Source organism: Streptomyces sp. AM 2-1-1 (assembly GCF_029167645.1).
Classification (GTDB): Bacteria; Actinomycetota; Actinomycetes; order Streptomycetales; family Streptomycetaceae; genus Streptomyces.
This window is the reverse complement of record NZ_CP119147.1, coordinates 1366811-1382850: the sequence shown is the minus strand read 5'-3', so window position 1 is coordinate 1382850 and position 16040 is coordinate 1366811. Positions and strand designations below refer to the sequence as shown.

Genomic DNA, 16040 nt, shown 5'->3' with positions numbered 1-16040 from the left:
CCCCGGGCCCGGCGCCGGCCCGTCGGCCCGGGTGCGGCTCACCGCACGCCGAGCTCCCGCATCAGTCGCCGCTCCAGCTCACTGAACTCCCTTTCCGAACAGAGACGTTCGGGATGCCCGGAAGGCGGTCCGGTGAGGGCCGGGGACGGCCGGCCGGCCGCGTCCCGTACGATCCGCGCCACCTGGTCCTCCGGCATCGGGACCCAGCACGCCCCGTAGGTCACCAGCGCCCGGTACACGGCCCTGACGCCCCGCCCCACCGGGCCGGGCCCGTCGTCCTGTCGCCACCTGGCCATCGCTACGCCCTTCCGCGCGCGCCCGGATCAGCGCCCGCTGCCTGATGGCAGGCCGCGCCGGGCCCCGTGACCCGTCCACATGACCCCGCCGGAAGGGCCCGGACCACCCACTTTCCCGCGGTGTGCTCCCGCCCGGCTCGAACCCGGCTCGACCCGGTGGGCCCCCGGCTTCAGCGACGCCCGAGCGGCTGCGCGGAGAATCGTCCTGTCTCCGGCACCGTGCGTCCGCACCCGCGCCGTCGAAGGAGTGGGACATGACGAGGCGCGAAGTCCGCAGAGCCGAGGCGGACGGATGAGACACGGGACGCCCGGCGGCCCGCGGGAGACGGTGTGGTGGAGCGGCGGGCTCGACGAGTGCAGGCCGCGCCCCCTCGTCCTCGTGGTCGGCGGGGCCTTCGTCCGGCGCGAGGAGTACCTTCCCCTGTTCGCCCGGCTCGTGCGCCGCGGCCACGCGGTCGTCGCGGCGGTGCCGGCCGATCCGGCCGGGTACGTGGCCCGGTCCGCCGGGCTCGTCAGCCGGCTCGTCGACGCGTACGTACGCACCGCCGCCACCGCCCGTACCCAGGTCATCGGCCTCGACCTCGGCGGCAGGCTGGCGCTGGGCGCCGCCGCCACCGACACCCGGATCGCCGCCGTGCACCTCGTCGGCGCCCCGGTGGCCCGGCTCTTCGCCGAGGCGGACCGCCCGTTCGCCCTGCCGCCCGCCACGACCGGCAGGCTCGCCCGCTCCGTCGGCGCCGACCGCCGGGCCCGGCTGCCCGCACTGCTCGGCGGACTCGAACTCCGCCCCGAGGAGCTCTACGACGTCCGGGCCCGGGTCCGCGTCGGGTACACGGTGGACGACCCGCTGACCCCGCCGCAGGACCTGGCTCTGCTCAGACTCACCCTGAAGGACGCGGAGTTCCGGGCCTTCCGGAGCCGGGGCGGTGCCACCCCGGCCGGTCGGCCGGTCCACCGGTGGCTCGCCTCGGGCACCCGCGCGGGGCGCTGAGGGCTGTCCGGCGGGACCCGCCTCGACCCCTGGTCGAGGCTGTCTCCAGTCACACCCTGCACGGTCCGGGGGATTGTCCTCTGATGCCCCCTCTGATGCTTTGGGGTGACCATGTTCGAACACAACGACATACTCGCGGCCGTCACCGGCCGCGACCCGCAGTGGCAGCCCGACCGGCTGACCCGTGCACGAGCCCGGGTGGCCGAGATCGAAGACGGTCTCGGCGACCCATGGAGCCACGACAACCCCGTGGGTCTGCGGGCGGTACTGGCCAACGACGAGTCGGGGGATTCCTCGGCCGTCGGCATACGGCGCTTCCAGAGCCTCGGCATGCCCGCCGAACTGGTACCCGAGCACCTGGGCGGGCGCATGGCCGGGGCCGACCTCCTCGGCTTCCTGATGCGCCCGTTCTTCCGCCGCGACCCGGCCCTCGCCTTCAGCCACGGCTTCACCCCGTTCCTGGGCGCGCAGATGGTCTGGCTCAACGGCGACTCCCACCAGCGCTCCAAGATGGCCAACGTCGTCCTGCGGGGCGGCACGGTCGGGGTCGCCTGCCAGCGCTTCGAGCACGAGAGCGAGTTCCACGCCCAGGAGTACAGCGCGGCCTGGGGCGACGACGGAATGCTGCGGCTCAACGGCCGCAAGAGCGCCATCAACAACGCGCACACCGCCGAACTCATCGTCGGATTCGTCTCGACCGGCGACGGTGCCGCCGAGTACTCGATCCTGATGTTCGACCCCGCGACCGTGCCTCCGGCCAGGGTGCGGGCGCTGCCCCGGCACCGTACGACGGGGGCGCGCAGCGTCCAGGCCGCCGGACTCGAGTTCGTCGACTGCCCGCTGCCCGGCGAGTCCCTCGTCGGGACCTGGGGCGACGGGGTGGCCCTGAGCCTGCGGGCCTTCCCCGCCGCGCACGCCACCTTCCCGTCCATGATCATCGGGCTCGCCGACACCGCTCTGCGGGCCGCCGTCCGGGCGGAGCAGGAACGCGAACCGGCGCTGGCCGGGTCGGCCGTCGACGCCTCCGCGCGGTCCGCGCTCGCCGGCACCTTCGCCGACCTGCTGATCGCCGACTGCCTCTCCCTCACGGCGGGCCGGTCGGTGCATCTGATGCCCGACCGGTGCGACGTGCTGACCGCCGTCACCAAGTACATCGTGCCGAAGATCGTCAGCGAGGCGCTGTACGACCTCTCGGCCGTGATGGGTGACGCCTTCCACGCGGAGAGCGGCCACGACGCGGTCTTCCGCAAGCAGTTGCGCGATCTGTCGACCCTCACGTTCGGGCACGTCAGCAGCGCCATCTGCCAGTCGGTCATCGCCCCGTACCTGCCCTCCCTGGCGGCCGGCGCCGCACCCCCGGCCGCCACGCCCGCCGACCTGTTCCGCCTGGAGGTGCCCCTGCCGGCGATGGACGGCGACCGGCTCGCCACCTTCGGCGGCGGCGACGGACTGCTCGACTACCTCGGCCACGCCGCCGCCCGGCTGCCGGAAGCACTCACCGGGCAGCCCTACGCGGACCTTCTCACCGTCCTCGTCGACGGGCTGTGCGCAGAGGTCGCCGAGATCCGCCGGGAGGCCGGCCGGCTCTCCGTGTCCGAGGGGGGAATGCTGCTGGACAACCACAGCTTCCCGCTCAGCGAGCGGTACGCCCTCGTCCTCGCCGCCTCCGCCTGCACGGGCGTCTGGCTGAACGCCGGAGCGGGCCCCGACGAGTTCCTCGCCGACCCGACCTGGCTCACCCTCGCCCTCCACCGGCTCCTGCGCCGGGTCGGTGCCTCCGTACCGCCACTGCCCCGGGCGATCGAAGGGCGGCTCAGCGACGAGGTGCTCGACCGGGTCCGGGTGCCCCACAGTCTGGACCTGTTGCGCACCGGACTCGCGGGATGACCCTCACGCGCCACCCGGCGGACGGCTTCCCTCCCGTCCCCGGCCTGGTCCACGGCCCCGCCGGACCCTGGTCGCAGCTGCTGCGCGATCTGGACTCCTCCGGCGTCGGCCTGGTCCACGCCTCACTGGCGGAGTGGCGCACCCAGCTGCCGCCCGAGCCGCGCCGTCAGGAGCTGCTCGGGCGGGACTGGCCGCGCTACAGCAGGCTCGGCAACGACCAGTTGCGCGAACGGTTCATGGCGACCCGGATGCTGATCCGGCACACCGCGGCCGTCGCCCTCGGCACGGAGCCGTACTCCCTGGAACTGCGCTACGGCCTCAACGGCCGCGTCCACCTGCGGGGTTACGACCAGATCGACGTGAGCCTCAGCCACACCGCCGACCTCCTCCTCTGCGGCATCACCTCCCTCGGAGTGATCGGCATCGACGCCGAACCCTCCGAGCGGCGGCTCAGCGGACAGGACGTCGAACTCTTCATGTGCACCGAACCGGAGCGGCTGCGGCTCTCCCGTACCCCGCCCGAGGAGCGCAACGCCCTGCTGCTGCGGCTGTGGACGCTGAAGGAGGCGTACAGCAAAGCGCTCGGGCAGGGTCTGCGCTTCCCGTTCACCCAGTTCGGCTTCCGGCTCGCCGACGGCACGGCCCGGCTGGAGCGGGCCGACGGCAGGCTGGTGGAGGACACCAGCTGGCGCTTCGCGACCTGCGACGTACCCGGGGGGCACACCGCGGCCGTCGCGCTCCAGGACGACCGTGCCTCCACCCGGCCCGACACCCGGGCCGGCACCGCCCTCAACCGGCAGATCCTCGCCGCCATCGAAGGCGCCCGCCTCGCCCGGCCGGGTCCACCCCGGCTCTAGGTCATGTCGAGGAGCCGGGACCAGTGTGGTCCGTGCCGGTGAGACCGCTTCGGGACCTGGAGCGGCATCGCATCGGAGGCGCCCGGGCCGGGACAGCGGGTCACGAGCCACCTGTCCCGGCCCCTGGCCGCCGGAGCGGATGCAACTGCCGTGTTGAAGGGAAAACTGACGATGCCACAGATCACTCTCCAAGAACTCGGCGACATCATGCGGGAGTTCCAGGGACGCGAGGTTCCCGGCGCCCTCGACACATCCGGCCTCGACGTCGGTTTCCAGGACCTGGGCTACGACTCGTTGTCGGTCTTCATGACCACCGGTCGCATCCAGCGGGAGTACGGGGTCCAGCTCGACCGTGACCGGATCGCCGAGGCCGGAACCCCGCGCTCGCTGCTGAGCCTGGTCAACCACACACTCGCGGGGGCGGCGGCATGAGACTCAGCGGATTCAGCGAAGTACTGCCGGGCGAGCCGGTCACCAACCGCGACATGGCCGAGCGGTTCGGCCTGCACGAGAAGTGGCTGGACATGATGACCGGGAACAGGACCCGGTACTTCTGCACCCCCGACTCGCCGCCCGCGGTCCCCAAGAGCACCGGAGACCTCGCCGTCGCCGCAGCTCTCGCGGCCCTCGACGACGCCGGGGCCGACGTGGCCTCCCTCGACTTCCTCGTCCTGACGACGGCGTCGCCCGACCACCTGATGCCGGCCACCGTCAACCTGGTCGCCGACCGGATCGGGCTCAACGACGTCCCCACCTTCCAGCTCACCTCGGGATGCGCCGGCGCGCTCACCGGCCTGTACACCGCCCGCGCCCTGCTCTCCTCGGGGCTGCGCCGCGGCCTCGTCATCGGCGCCGACACCTGCATGAAGCTCTTCCCCTCCACCGGCGAGATCGCGACGATGTCCCCCGCCGAGCTGATCAACTTCGCGCTCTTCGGTGACGGGGCGGGCGCCGCCGTCGTGGACGCCGACCCGGACGGTCCGGGACTGCTCGTGGAACACCTCTTCCTGCGCACCACCGGCATGGGCCGCAAGCCGGCCCAGACGATCCGCTGGTTCGGCACCTCCGGCGCCCCGCTCGTCGACGGCCCCTCGGGCCCGGTGCGCGAGCCCTGGGGCGAGGAGGACTACAAGGCCATCGAGCACCACGTGCCCGAGCACGCCGAATCGATCTACAAGGAGCTCGTCGCGGAGACCGGCTGGGCGCTCGACGAGGTCGAGCACGTCCTGCTGCCCCAGCTCAACGGGGTCATGACCAACGCCATCGGCAAGCGACTCGGAGTCCGGCCCGACCAGGCCGTGAACTGCGTCGCCGACACCGGGAACAACGGCAACGCCGTCCCCTTCATCCAGCTCAACCGGGCGATGCGCCGCATCCGTTCGGGTGTCGGCGTCGGCGGACGGCTGCTCGTCGCCAACATCGAGTCGTCGAAGTGGATCACTTCCGGCCTCGCGCTCCGCCACCAGACGCGGGCGGCCGCCCGATGACCGCCACGGCCGCCGAGACCGGCGCCCCGGCCCGTGCCGCGGCGCCGCCCGTGTACCGGGACGCGCTGGACGAACTGCGGGCGCTGCGCCGCCAGGGACTCGGCACCGCCGTCGCCCGGGTCCGGGAACTGCTCGGCAAGCTCGCCGACGCCGCCGACCGGGAGGCCGCCGGAATGCTGCTCGGCGGACGCGCCGCCCGGGCGGCGCTCGACGGCTCGGGGGCGTTCACCCCGGTGACCGTGGGGCTGCTGGCCGGTTCCACCGTCGACGCGCTGCCCCCGCTGCTGACCGCCGCCCTGATGACCGAGGGCGTCCGGCCCGAGACCGTCACCACCGGCTACAACCAGTGGCGCTTCGAGGTCCTGGCCGGCGCCCCCACCCTCAAGGACGCGGCCCCCCTGGTCACCGCCTGCCTGCTGGACGGCGCCGCGGTGCTGGAGAAGGTCACCGACCCGCTGGACGCGGACGAGGTCGAAGCCCGTTGCGCCGCCTTCCCCGCCGAACTCGACGCCTGGCTGGCCGCGTACGACAAGGCCCTGGGCACCCTCGCGGTCCTCAACACCGTGCCGATGCCCGCTCTGCTGCGCGACCGGTACATCGACTACCCCACCAAGGCGCGCGTCGAGTCCGCCTGGCACCGGATGAACGCCGGGATCCTGGACCTGTCCGCCCGCCCGGGGGCCGTGGTGCTCTCCGCCGACGGACTCGCCGACCGGGCCGGATCCGGCCGGGCCGACGACCGGATGCGGCACCTCGCCGCACACGCCTGGAGCACCGAGTTCCTCGACGCGTACGCCCGGGAGCTGGGCCGGATCGTACTGGCCCGCCTCGGCCGGGCCAAGAAGGTCCTGGTCCTCGACCTCGACCACACCCTGTGGGGCGGCATCGTCGGCGACGACGGGATCGGTTCGCTGAAGATCGGCGGCGGCTTCCCCGGCTCCGCCCACGTCGAACTCCAGTCCCTGGCCAAGGACCTGTCCCGGCAGGGTGTCGTGCTCGCCGTCTGCTCGAAGAACGACGACGCGGTCGCCCGCGAGGCCGTCGCGACCCACCCGGAGATGGTGCTGCGCCCCGGCGACTTCTCCGCGTTCCGCGCGAACTGGGAGCCCAAGCCCGGCAACGTGGCGAGCATCGCCGCCGAGCTGAACCTCGGCACCGACGCGATGGTCTTCGTCGACGACAACCCCGCCGAACGCGGCCTGATGGCCCGTACCCGGCCCGAGGTCGCCGTCGTCGAACTCGACGCCGACCCGGCCGGCTACGCGCGGGCCCTCGCGGAGGCGGGCTGGTTCAACCAGCTGGCCCTGACCGAGGAGGACCGCACCCGCGCCGCCCTCTACCGGGCGCGGGCCCGCCGCGACGAACTGCGCGAGTCGACCGGCGACATCGAGGCGTACCTGCGCGAACTCGCCACCGAGCTGACGGTGGAGGAGTACCGGCCGCTCAACGCCACCCGCATCGCGCAGCTCTTCGGCAAGACCAACCAGTTCAACCTCACCGGCATCCGGTACGGGACCGACGAGCTGGCCCGCCGCAGCGCGGAGGGGACGGCCGCGTTCTTCGGGATCCGCGTCACCGACGCCTTCGGCGACAACGGCCTCGTCGGGGCGCTCGCCGTCACCGCGGCCCCGGACGGCGGCTGGCTCGTCGAGAACTTCGTCCTCTCCTGCCGGGTCTTCTCCCGGTCCGTCGAGGACGCCGTCGTCGGGACCCTGCTGCGCGCCGCGCGCGCGGCCGGCGCCCCCGCCGTGCACGGCCGTCACGTGCCCACCGCCAAGAACGGCCGCTTCGCCGGCTTCTACCCCGCTCTCGGATTCGCCGGCCACGACGGCGAGTTCCGGCACGACCTCACACAACTCGCCGAGCTGCCCGACTGGGTGCGCATCGGCACCGGCGAAGGGAAGTTCCATGCCCCTTGAGGAAACCCCCGACGATCTGATCGCGGCCGAGCAGACCGTGACGGAGGCCGTCGCGCGACTGCTCGACGTGGACGAGGACGAGCTCCGCGGCGACACCGCGCTGCCGGAGATCGAGGGCTGGGACTCGGTCAACGCACTCAGGCTGCTGGTGAACCTGGAGCGCGGCCTCGGCGCCCCGGTGGACTACGAGCGCTTCGCCGCCGCCGAGCGGATCGCCGACCTCGCCCTCCTCGTCGCGGACACCGCGGCCGGCGCCGGACAGGGCGTCCGACCATGAGCGCCGTGACCTCACCGCTGCCCACCGCCCGCAAGCAGACGTACATCTTCCTGGAGGACGCGCGCCGCACCTCGCACGTCTACCTGATGGCGGAGGTCGACGCCACGGCCATGCGCGGAGCACGGGCCCGTACGTCCGGAGAGGTCAGCTACGTCAGCTACGTGGTGAAGGCCGTCGCCGACACGCTGGCCGGCTACCCCGACGCGCGGGCCGTCCTGACCGGCCGCAGCCCTCGCCTCACCGTCTCTCCCGCCGTCCACGCCAAGGTCCTCTTCGACAAGACCGTCGACGGCCAGCGCTGTGTGGTCTCCGGCACCGTCGAGCACGTCGAGACGGCCGACGTACGGGCCGTCCAGGAGGCGATCGACGTGTACAAGCGGGCCGAGGTCGACGACCTGGGCCCGTTCGCCGCGATCCGCAAGCTCCAGCGGCTGCCGCTGCCGCTGATGCGGCTGGTCTACCGGGTCATGATGCGCGACCCGCAGCGCCGGGCCGCCCTCCAGGGCACCTTCGCCGTGACCTCCATCGGCCACGAACGCGTCGGCACGATCTTGCCGCTGATCGCCGGGACGCTCGGCCTGGGCGTGGGCCACATCGCCGACGGCCCCCTGGTGCGGGACGGCCGCGTGGTCGTCGCACCCCTGTTCACCCTTTCGCTCGTCTTCGACCACCGCGTGCTGGACGGCGCGATGGCCGCCGAGATCCTCGCCGGGGTCAAGGACCGCCTGGAGAAATGGGAGTTGGCATGACCGACAGCACGAACGACCCGACGCGCCCCGACGTCCCGGCCGAAACCGATGTCCTGATCGTCGGCGGCGGTCCCGCCGGATCCCTGCTGGCCTGTCTGCTGGCCCGCCGGGGCATCCGCACCGTCCTGGTCGAGAAGCAGACCAGCCTGGAGCGCAGCTTCCGCGGCGAGACCATCGCGGCCCCCTCGGTCACCTCCCTCAACCGGCTCGGCTTCGGCCCCGCCCTGCGCGACCACGGCTTCCTGGAGACCACCGCGATCACCACCATCGCGGAGCAGCGGCGCATCCTGCGGATCGACTACCGCAGGTTCAAGGACCTGCCGCTGCCCATCGACATCCCGCAGCCCGCCCTCATCCGCATCTTCAACCGCGAGGCCGCCGGGCTCCAGGGCCACGTCTACCTCTCCGGCTGGAGCTTCACCTCCCTCATCGAGGAGGACGGCGTCGTACGCGGCGCGGTGCTCGCCAAGGGCCGCGGCGAACGCGTCCCCGTGCGCGCCCGGATCGTGATCGGCGCCGACGGACGCTTCTCCAAGGTCCGCAAGGCCTCCGGGCTGGTCGCCGACGTCCAGCCGATGGCCCGCGACTTCCTCTCCTTCAAACTGCCCCGGCCCCCGGAGTGGGGCGACGAGGCGCAGCTCGTCATCGAGCGGGACAAGCACCTGGTCATCCTGCCGACGTTCCCCGACTCGCTGCGCATCGGCCACAACCTGCCCAAGCGCGGCCTCGGAGAGCTCCGCGCGGCCGGCTTCGAGGCCTTCAAGCGGGGCATCATGTCCATCTCCGCGCAGCTCGCCCCCCTCGTCGACGAGCACCTGCGGTCCTGGGACGACACCAGCTTCCTGGAGATCTTCACCGCGGAGATGGAGCAGTGGGCCCGCGACGGGCTGCTGCTCATCGGGGACGCCTCGCACACCGCGACCCCCATCCTCGGCCAGGGCGTCAACCTCGCCATGCAGGACGCCATCATGATCGTGCCGGTCCTCGCCGAGGCGCTCGCCGCCGGCGCACCGGACCGCGTGGTGACCGCCGCCGAACTCACCGCGTTCGTCGAGAAGCGCCGTACCCACAAGACCTTCGTCACCCGCTTCCAGCGGATGCAGGAAGCCCAGCTCGCCGCCGGCGACCCGCGCAGGGTCCTGCTGCGCCGGGCGCGCTTCCGGGTGCTGAACGCCCTGCCGGGCAAGTACCGCCTCTTCAACAAGGTCATCAACGCCCAGCACCCCATCGACGAGGTCGATCTCGCCCTCGCCCGCTTCGGCGGACCCCGCACCGAGGACGCAGCCGACCCGATCCGCCACGAGGTGAGCCATGACTGAACAGCCCGCGTACGTATCCGGTGACGACACCGGAGACCTCATCGCCGTGGTCGGCATGGCGGGCCGTTTCCCCGGCGCCCCCGACATCGAGCGCTACTGGCAGCTCCTCGCCGACGGCGAGGAGAGCGTGCGCCCGGTGCCGCCGGAGCGCTGGGACGCCTCGGCACAGCTGGACCCGGTGAAGAAGATCCCCGGCGTCGCCGGAATGCTCGACGGGATCGACCAGTTCGACCCCGGCTTCTTCGGCATCTCGCCCCGTGAGGCCGAGGACATCGACCCGCAACAGCGGCTGATGCTCGAGATCGGCTGGCAGACCCTGGAACACGCCGGGATCCCCGCCGCCGCCGTACGCGACAGCCGCACCGGCGTGTACATCGGCGCGCTGTGGCAGGACTACATGCTCTCCCGCAAGGAGCGCGGCGTCCCCACCACCCAGCACACCGCCGTCGGCGGGGCGCTGGACATCGTCGCCGCCCGGCTCTCGTACTTCTTCGGACTGCGCGGGCCGAGCCTCGTCGTGGAGACCGGCTGCTCCTCCGGCCTCGTCGCCCTCGACCTCGCGGCCGGCGCCCTGCGCGCCGGGGACCTCGACGGCGCCTTCGTCGGCGGCGTCAACCTCATCCTGGTCCCCGACATGTCCGTCGGACTGACCCACTTCGGCGGCCTCTCCCCGGACGGGCACTGCCGGGCGTTCTCCGCCCGGGCCAACGGCTTCGTCCGCGGTGAGGGCGCCATCGGCGTCTACCTCAAGCGGCTCGACAGGGCGCTCGCCGACGGCGACCGCGTGCACGGCGTCATCGTCGCCTCCGCCGTCAACAACGACGGCGGCGGCCACTCCATCGTCTCTCCCAACGTCGAGGCCCAGACCGCCCTGCTCACCGGCGTCTACGAGCGGGCCGGCGTACCCCTGGACAAGCTCGCCTACGTCGAGGCGCACGGCACCGGCACGCTGCGCGGCGACCCGATCGAGGCCGAGGCGCTCGGCACCGCGCTCGGCACCCGCCGCAGCCCCGGCGCCGGCCCGCTGCTCATCGGTTCCGCGAAGACGAACATCGGCCACCTGGAGGCGGCGGCCGGGCTCGCCGGCCTCGTCAAGACCGTCCTGACCCTGCGCAACCGCACCATCCCGGCCAGCCTCCACGCCGAGGAGCTCAACCCCAAGATCCCCTTCGCCGACCTGAACCTCGACGTCGCGACGCGGCGGACCGAACTCCCCGCCGACGAGGTCCTCTACGCGGGCGTCAACTCCTTCGGCTGGGGCGGCACCAACGCCCACGTCATCCTGCGCACACCCCCCGCACACGAGCCGCCCGCCGTCACCGGGACCTCCGCCCTGCTGCTGCCGCTCACCGCGCACTCGGACGCGGCCCTCGCACAGCGCGCCGCCGACCTGCTGGCCGCGCTCCCCGCCGACGCCGCCGGCGTCGTACGCCTCGCCGGCACGCTGGGCCGCGAACGCGACCACTTCCCGGCCCGCGCCGCCGTCACCGCCGGCTCCGTCGGGGAACTCGCCGACCGGCTGCGTCAGTACACCGAGGATCCCGCCGCGGAGATACCCGGCGTCACCACCGGCCGGGCCCGGACACGCGACCGGGTGGCGTTCGTCCTGCCGGGACAGGGCTCCCAGTGGGCCGGCATGGGCCGCCGGCTGTACGCCGAGTCGCCGCTCTTCGCCGCCACCGTCCGGCGCTGCGCCGAGGCACTGGCCCCGCACACCGACTGGGAACTGCTCCCGATCGTCTCCGGCGAGGCCGGCGATGCCTGGCTGGAGCGCGTCGAGGTCGTCCAGCCCACCCTGTGGGCCATGTCCCTCGGCATCGCCGCCCTGTGGCGCGACGCGGGTGTCGAGCCCGACGTCGTCATCGGGCACAGCCAGGGCGAGGTCACCGCCGCGACGATCGCGGGCCACCTCAGCTACGAGGACGGCGCCCGCGTCATCGCGCTGCGCAGCGCGCTCGCCAAGCGGACCGCCGGACGCGGCCGGATGCTCGCCGTCGACCTCGGCCCCGAGGACGCCCGCAAGGCGCTCGACGGCTTCGAGGACACCGTCTCGCTCGCCGTCAACAACGGCCCCTCCTCCAGCGTGCTGTCCGGCGACGGCGACTCCGTGCTCGTCCTCAAGGAGCTCCTCGAAGCGGACGGCACGTACTGCCGGCTGGTCAACGTCGACTACGCCTCGCACAGCCACCACATGGACGAGCTGACCGACGAACTCATCGAGGTCCTCGCCCCGATCACCCCGCGCGAGGGCTCCGTCCCGCTCATGTCGACCGTGCTGGGCCGGGAGGTCGGCGGCACGGAGCTGGACCCGCGCTACTGGGCCGAGAACCTGCGCCGCCCGGTGATGTTCGCCGACGCGATGGGCGCCCTGCTCGACGCCGGGGTCACCCACGTCGTCGAGATCAGCCCGCACCCCGTCCTCGCCCCCGCCGTCGAGCAGCTCGCCGACGACCGGGCCGCGGTCCTGACCAGCCTGCGGCGCCACCACGGCGCGCTCACCGACTTCACCCTCTCGCTCGCCCGCGCCTGGACGAGCGGGCTGGCCCCGTTCGGCGCGCTCCCGGCCCGCCCCGGCGCCCCCGTCCCCCCCTACCCCTGGCAGCGCTCCCGGTACTGGCTGCCCGACGCGGCCCGCCGGACCGCGGGACCCGGCGGCCTCGCCTTCGACTTCACCCCGGCCACCACCGAGGGCGACCTCCACGAGGGCCGCACCGAACTGGCCCTGCACGACCTGCCCTGGCTCCGCGACCACCAGGTGTACGACGCCGTCGTGCTGCCCGGTGCCGCGATGCTGGCGCTCGCGGTGTCCGCCGCCCGCACCCGCACCGGCGAGAACCCCGGTTCCCTGCACGCCGTACGGTTCCTCAGCGACCTCACCCTGACCGACGAGCCCGTCCGCCTCGGCGCCCTGTGGCGCGAGGACGGCACCGCGTCGGCGAGCTTCAGCCTCAACTCCCTGCCCGCGGGCGCGGACGGCTGGAGCCGCCACGCCACCGCCCGCGTCGCCGCCCCCGCCCCCGGCGTGATCCCGCCCTACCCGGCCGGGCTCGACGGTGCGGACACCCTGGACGCCGAGGCGTTCTACGCCTCCTGCGCCGCCCGGGGACTGCGCTACGGACCGGCCTTCCAAGGGCTGCGCACCCTGCGGATCCAGGGTGACGAGGCGCTCGGCACGATCGAGCTGCCGGCCGGATGCACCGCCGGGGTGCGCCCCGGCGAACTGCACCCGGCGCTCTGGGACGCGGCGCTCCAGGTCACCCTGGCCCTGCTGCCCGGCGACGCCACCGTCGTACCGACCGCCGTCGACCGCGTCGACTACCGCCTGGACGCCGGGGCCACCCTCACCTCGGTGCACTCGCACGCGGTCCGCTCGGCCGACGGCACCTTCGACCTGGTCCTCTACGACGACGAGCGGCGCCCCGTCCTGCGGATGGCGGGCCTCGCCTTCCAGACCATCGACGGCACCTCCGCCCGAGCCGTCGACCCGGCCCGGCTGCACCGCTTCGAGTTCCGGCGGGTCCCGGACGGCCAGAACGGCGAGAACGGCGAGAACGGCCAGGACGCAGCCGCCCCGGCGCTGCCCGGCCACTGGGCGATCCACGACGCCGCCGGCACCGGCGAGGCGCTCGCCGCCGCCCTGATCCGGCTCGGCGCCACCGCGACCGTCCTGCCCGCCGACGGCACCGGCACCCCGGCCGGCGACGCACTGGTCTTCCTCGCCCCCGGCGCCGGACTCGGCCTCGCCGCCCAGCGCACCGGACTGCTCGGCCTCGCCGCAGCCGTCAGGAAAGCCACCGGCCTGCCCGTACCGCCCAGGACCGTCGTCGTCACCGACGGCGCCCAGGCCGTCCGCGCCGACGAGATCCCCGACCCGGGCTCCGCCCTGTACTGGGGGTTCGGCCGCGTCCTGCGCCGCGAGCACCCCGAACTCGCCTCCGCACTCCTCGACATCCGCACCGACGAGGACGGCTGGGCCGACCGCACCGCCCGGCGGCTGATCGCCGGTGGCGCCGACGGCGAGGACCAGAGCGTGCTGCGGGCCGACGGCCTCCACACCGGCCGTATCGTGCGCGGCGAGGAGAGCGGCGACGAGCCGAAGGCGCCGTGGGACGGACCGGCCCAGCCGTTCCGGCTGCGGCCCGACGGCAGCGGGCTCTGGGAGGGACTGGAGTTCCGGCCCCGGCCCAGGACCGCACCGGCCGCCGGGCAGGTGGAGGTCGAAGTCACCGCCGCCGCGCTCAACTTCATCGACGTGATGAAGTCCATGGGCACCTACCCCGACGACTCCGCCGGCGCCGACCTCATCGGCGCCGAGTGCGCGGGCATCGTCAGCGCGGTGGGCCCGGACGTCCACGGCGTCGCCGTCGGCGACCGGGTTGTCGCCTGCGGCTTCGGCGCCGTCGCCTCCCACCTCACCGTCCCCGCCGCCCACACCAGGCCGATCCCCGCCACGCTGTCCGACAGCGAGGCGGCCGCCCTCCCGCTGGTCACCGCGACGGCCTGGTACGCGCTGGCCGAACAGGCGGGCCTGGAGGAGGGCGAGAGCGTCCTCATCCACTCCGCCGCGGGCGGCCTCGGCCTCGCCGCCGTCGGCGTCGCCCACGCGCTGGGCGCCACCGTCATCGCCACCGCGGGCACCGAGGAGAAGCGCGCGTCGCTGCGCGCCCTCGGCATCGACCACGTCCTGAACTCCCGGGACCTGTCCTGGGCCGAGGACGTCGACCGGATCACCGGGGGCCGGGGCGTCGACGTCGTCCTCAACTCGCTCTCGGGGGCCGCCATCGACCTGGGCCTCGCGGCGCTCGCCGAGGACGGCCGGTTCGTCGAGGTCGGCAAGCGCGACATCTACGCCTCCCGCACCATCAGCCTGCGCACCTTCGCCAAGGGCATCAGCTTCTCCGCCGTCGACGTGGCGGGCCTCATCACCCGCCGGCCCGCCCGGTTCGCCCGGCTGCTGGACGCCGTGTGGCAGCGGGTCACCGACGGCACCCTGCCGCCGCTGCCCGTCACCACCCACCCCTTCGCCCGGGCCGCCGACGTCCTGCGCTCCATGGCCCTCGGCGAGCACACCGGCAAGCTGGTCCTGACCGGCCCCGGGGACGTCACCGCCATCGCTCCCGAACCGCTGCCCGCCGGGCAGCCGCGCCCCGACGCCAGCTACCTGCTCACCGGCGGCCTCGGCGCCCTCGGACTCTCCCTCGCCGAACACCTCGCCGACCTCGGCGCCCGTTCGCTGGTGCTGCTGGGCCGGTCGGAACCGGGCCGGGACGCGGCCCGCCGGGTGGAGGCGCTCCGCGCCCGCGGCACCACCGTCACCACCTTCGCGGTGGACGTCGCCGACCGCCCGGCCCTGGCCGCCGTACTCGACCGGGTCCGTGCCGAACTGCCGCCGCTGCGCGGGGTGTTCCACGCGGCCGGGGTGCTCGACGACGCCGTCGTGACCAACCTCACCGCCGAGGGGCTCGACCGCGTCCTCGCCCCCAAGGTCGACGGCGCGACCCATCTCGACGAGCTGACCGCCGACGATCCGCTCGACCTGTTCGTGATGTTCTCCTCGGTCGCCGGACTCGTCGGCAACCCCGGCCAGGCCGGCTACGCGGCGGGCAACGTCTACCTCGACACGCTCGCCCGGGCCCGACGCGGCCGCGGCCGCCCCGCCCTCGCCGTCCAGTGGGGCCCGTTCGCCGACATCGGCCTCGCCGCCGACGAGGCCATCCGCGGCGAACGCCTCGCCGACCACGGCATGACCGGGTTCACCGCCGCCGAGGCGTGGCAGGCCCTCACCCACCTCCTGGACGGGCCCGGACAGGTCGTGGGCTACGTACCCCTGGACGCCCGCCACTGGTTCGACGCCTACCCCGAGACGGCCGCCCAGCCCAGCTGGCGCGTCATCGCGGAGCTGGCCAGGGACGGCGGCAGCGGGACGGGCGGCGGCGAGGAGTTCCTCGGCCGGCTGCGGGGTGCGGCCGAGTCCGCGCGCCCCGCCCTGGTGGAGGAGAAGGTCCGCGAACTCGCGGGCCGGGTACTCCGGCTCAAGGCCGACTCCATCGACCGTGAAGCCCCCTTCAAGTCGCTTGGGCTGGACTCACTCATGAGCCTGGAACTGCGCAACCGGCTGGAGAACGCGTTCGGGACGAAGCTCTCCCCGACGCTCCTGTGGACCTACGGAAGCACCGCCGCCCTCTCGGGAATGCTCACCGACAGGATGGCCGCCGACGTGAATCCGTGACCGGCTGAACCGCGCACCGCCCGGCTCCG

Annotated in this window: 11 protein-coding genes; 10 read left to right on the top strand and 1 reads right to left on the bottom strand. The window is 73.8% G+C overall.

Annotation, left to right across the window (positions count from 1 at the left end; all coding sequences use genetic code 11):
- Positions 1-38: 38 nt before the first annotated feature.
- Entirely contained in the window at positions 39-296 is a 258-nt protein-coding gene (locus tag PZB77_RS05795; protein WP_275491476.1) for a DUF6059 family protein, read from the bottom strand.
- A gap of 292 nt (positions 297-588) precedes the next feature.
- Between PZB77_RS05795 and PZB77_RS05790 the strand changes: the two genes are divergently transcribed.
- From PZB77_RS05790 to PZB77_RS05745, 10 genes are all read left to right on the top strand, one after another.
- Positions 589-1287, top strand: a complete 699-nt coding sequence (locus PZB77_RS05790; RefSeq protein ID WP_275491475.1) for a hypothetical protein — start codon at positions 589-591, stop codon at positions 1285-1287.
- A gap of 105 nt (positions 1288-1392) precedes the next feature.
- On the top strand, positions 1393-3174 hold the full coding sequence (locus PZB77_RS05785) for an acyl-CoA dehydrogenase (protein ID WP_275491474.1): 1782 nt from the start codon (positions 1393-1395) through the stop codon (positions 3172-3174).
- Entirely contained in the window at positions 3171-4031 is an 861-nt protein-coding gene (locus PZB77_RS05780; protein WP_275491473.1) for a 4'-phosphopantetheinyl transferase superfamily protein, read from the top strand. Before PZB77_RS05785 ends, PZB77_RS05780 begins: the two co-directional genes overlap by 4 nt.
- 171 nt (positions 4032-4202) lie before the next feature.
- Entirely contained in the window at positions 4203-4463 is a 261-nt protein-coding gene (locus tag PZB77_RS05775; protein ID WP_275491472.1) for an acyl carrier protein, read from the top strand.
- Positions 4460-5518: a 3-oxoacyl-ACP synthase III family protein gene (locus PZB77_RS05770; protein ID WP_275491471.1), complete on the top strand. Its 1059-nt coding sequence runs from the start codon at positions 4460-4462 to the stop codon at positions 5516-5518. The genes PZB77_RS05775 and PZB77_RS05770 overlap by 4 nt, the downstream gene beginning before the upstream one ends.
- Complete coding sequence (locus PZB77_RS05765; protein ID WP_275491470.1) at positions 5515-7437, top strand: HAD-IIIC family phosphatase; 1923 nt, start codon at positions 5515-5517, stop codon at positions 7435-7437. Before PZB77_RS05770 ends, PZB77_RS05765 begins: the two co-directional genes overlap by 4 nt.
- Positions 7427-7714 carry an acyl carrier protein gene (locus PZB77_RS05760; protein ID WP_275491468.1) on the top strand — a complete coding sequence of 96 codons (288 nt, stop codon included), beginning with the start codon at positions 7427-7429 and terminating at the stop codon, positions 7712-7714. Before PZB77_RS05765 ends, PZB77_RS05760 begins: the two co-directional genes overlap by 11 nt.
- Positions 7711-8463, top strand: coding sequence for a 2-oxo acid dehydrogenase subunit E2 (locus PZB77_RS05755; RefSeq protein WP_275491467.1), 753 nt, complete (start codon positions 7711-7713; stop codon positions 8461-8463). Before PZB77_RS05760 ends, PZB77_RS05755 begins: the two co-directional genes overlap by 4 nt.
- Entirely contained in the window at positions 8460-9782 is a 1323-nt protein-coding gene (locus tag PZB77_RS05750) for an FAD-dependent monooxygenase (protein WP_275491465.1), read from the top strand. Before PZB77_RS05755 ends, PZB77_RS05750 begins: the two co-directional genes overlap by 4 nt.
- On the top strand, positions 9775-16011 hold the full coding sequence (locus PZB77_RS05745; protein WP_275491464.1) for a type I polyketide synthase: 6237 nt from the start codon (positions 9775-9777) through the stop codon (positions 16009-16011). Before PZB77_RS05750 ends, PZB77_RS05745 begins: the two co-directional genes overlap by 8 nt.
- Positions 16012-16040: the final 29 nt, after the last annotated feature.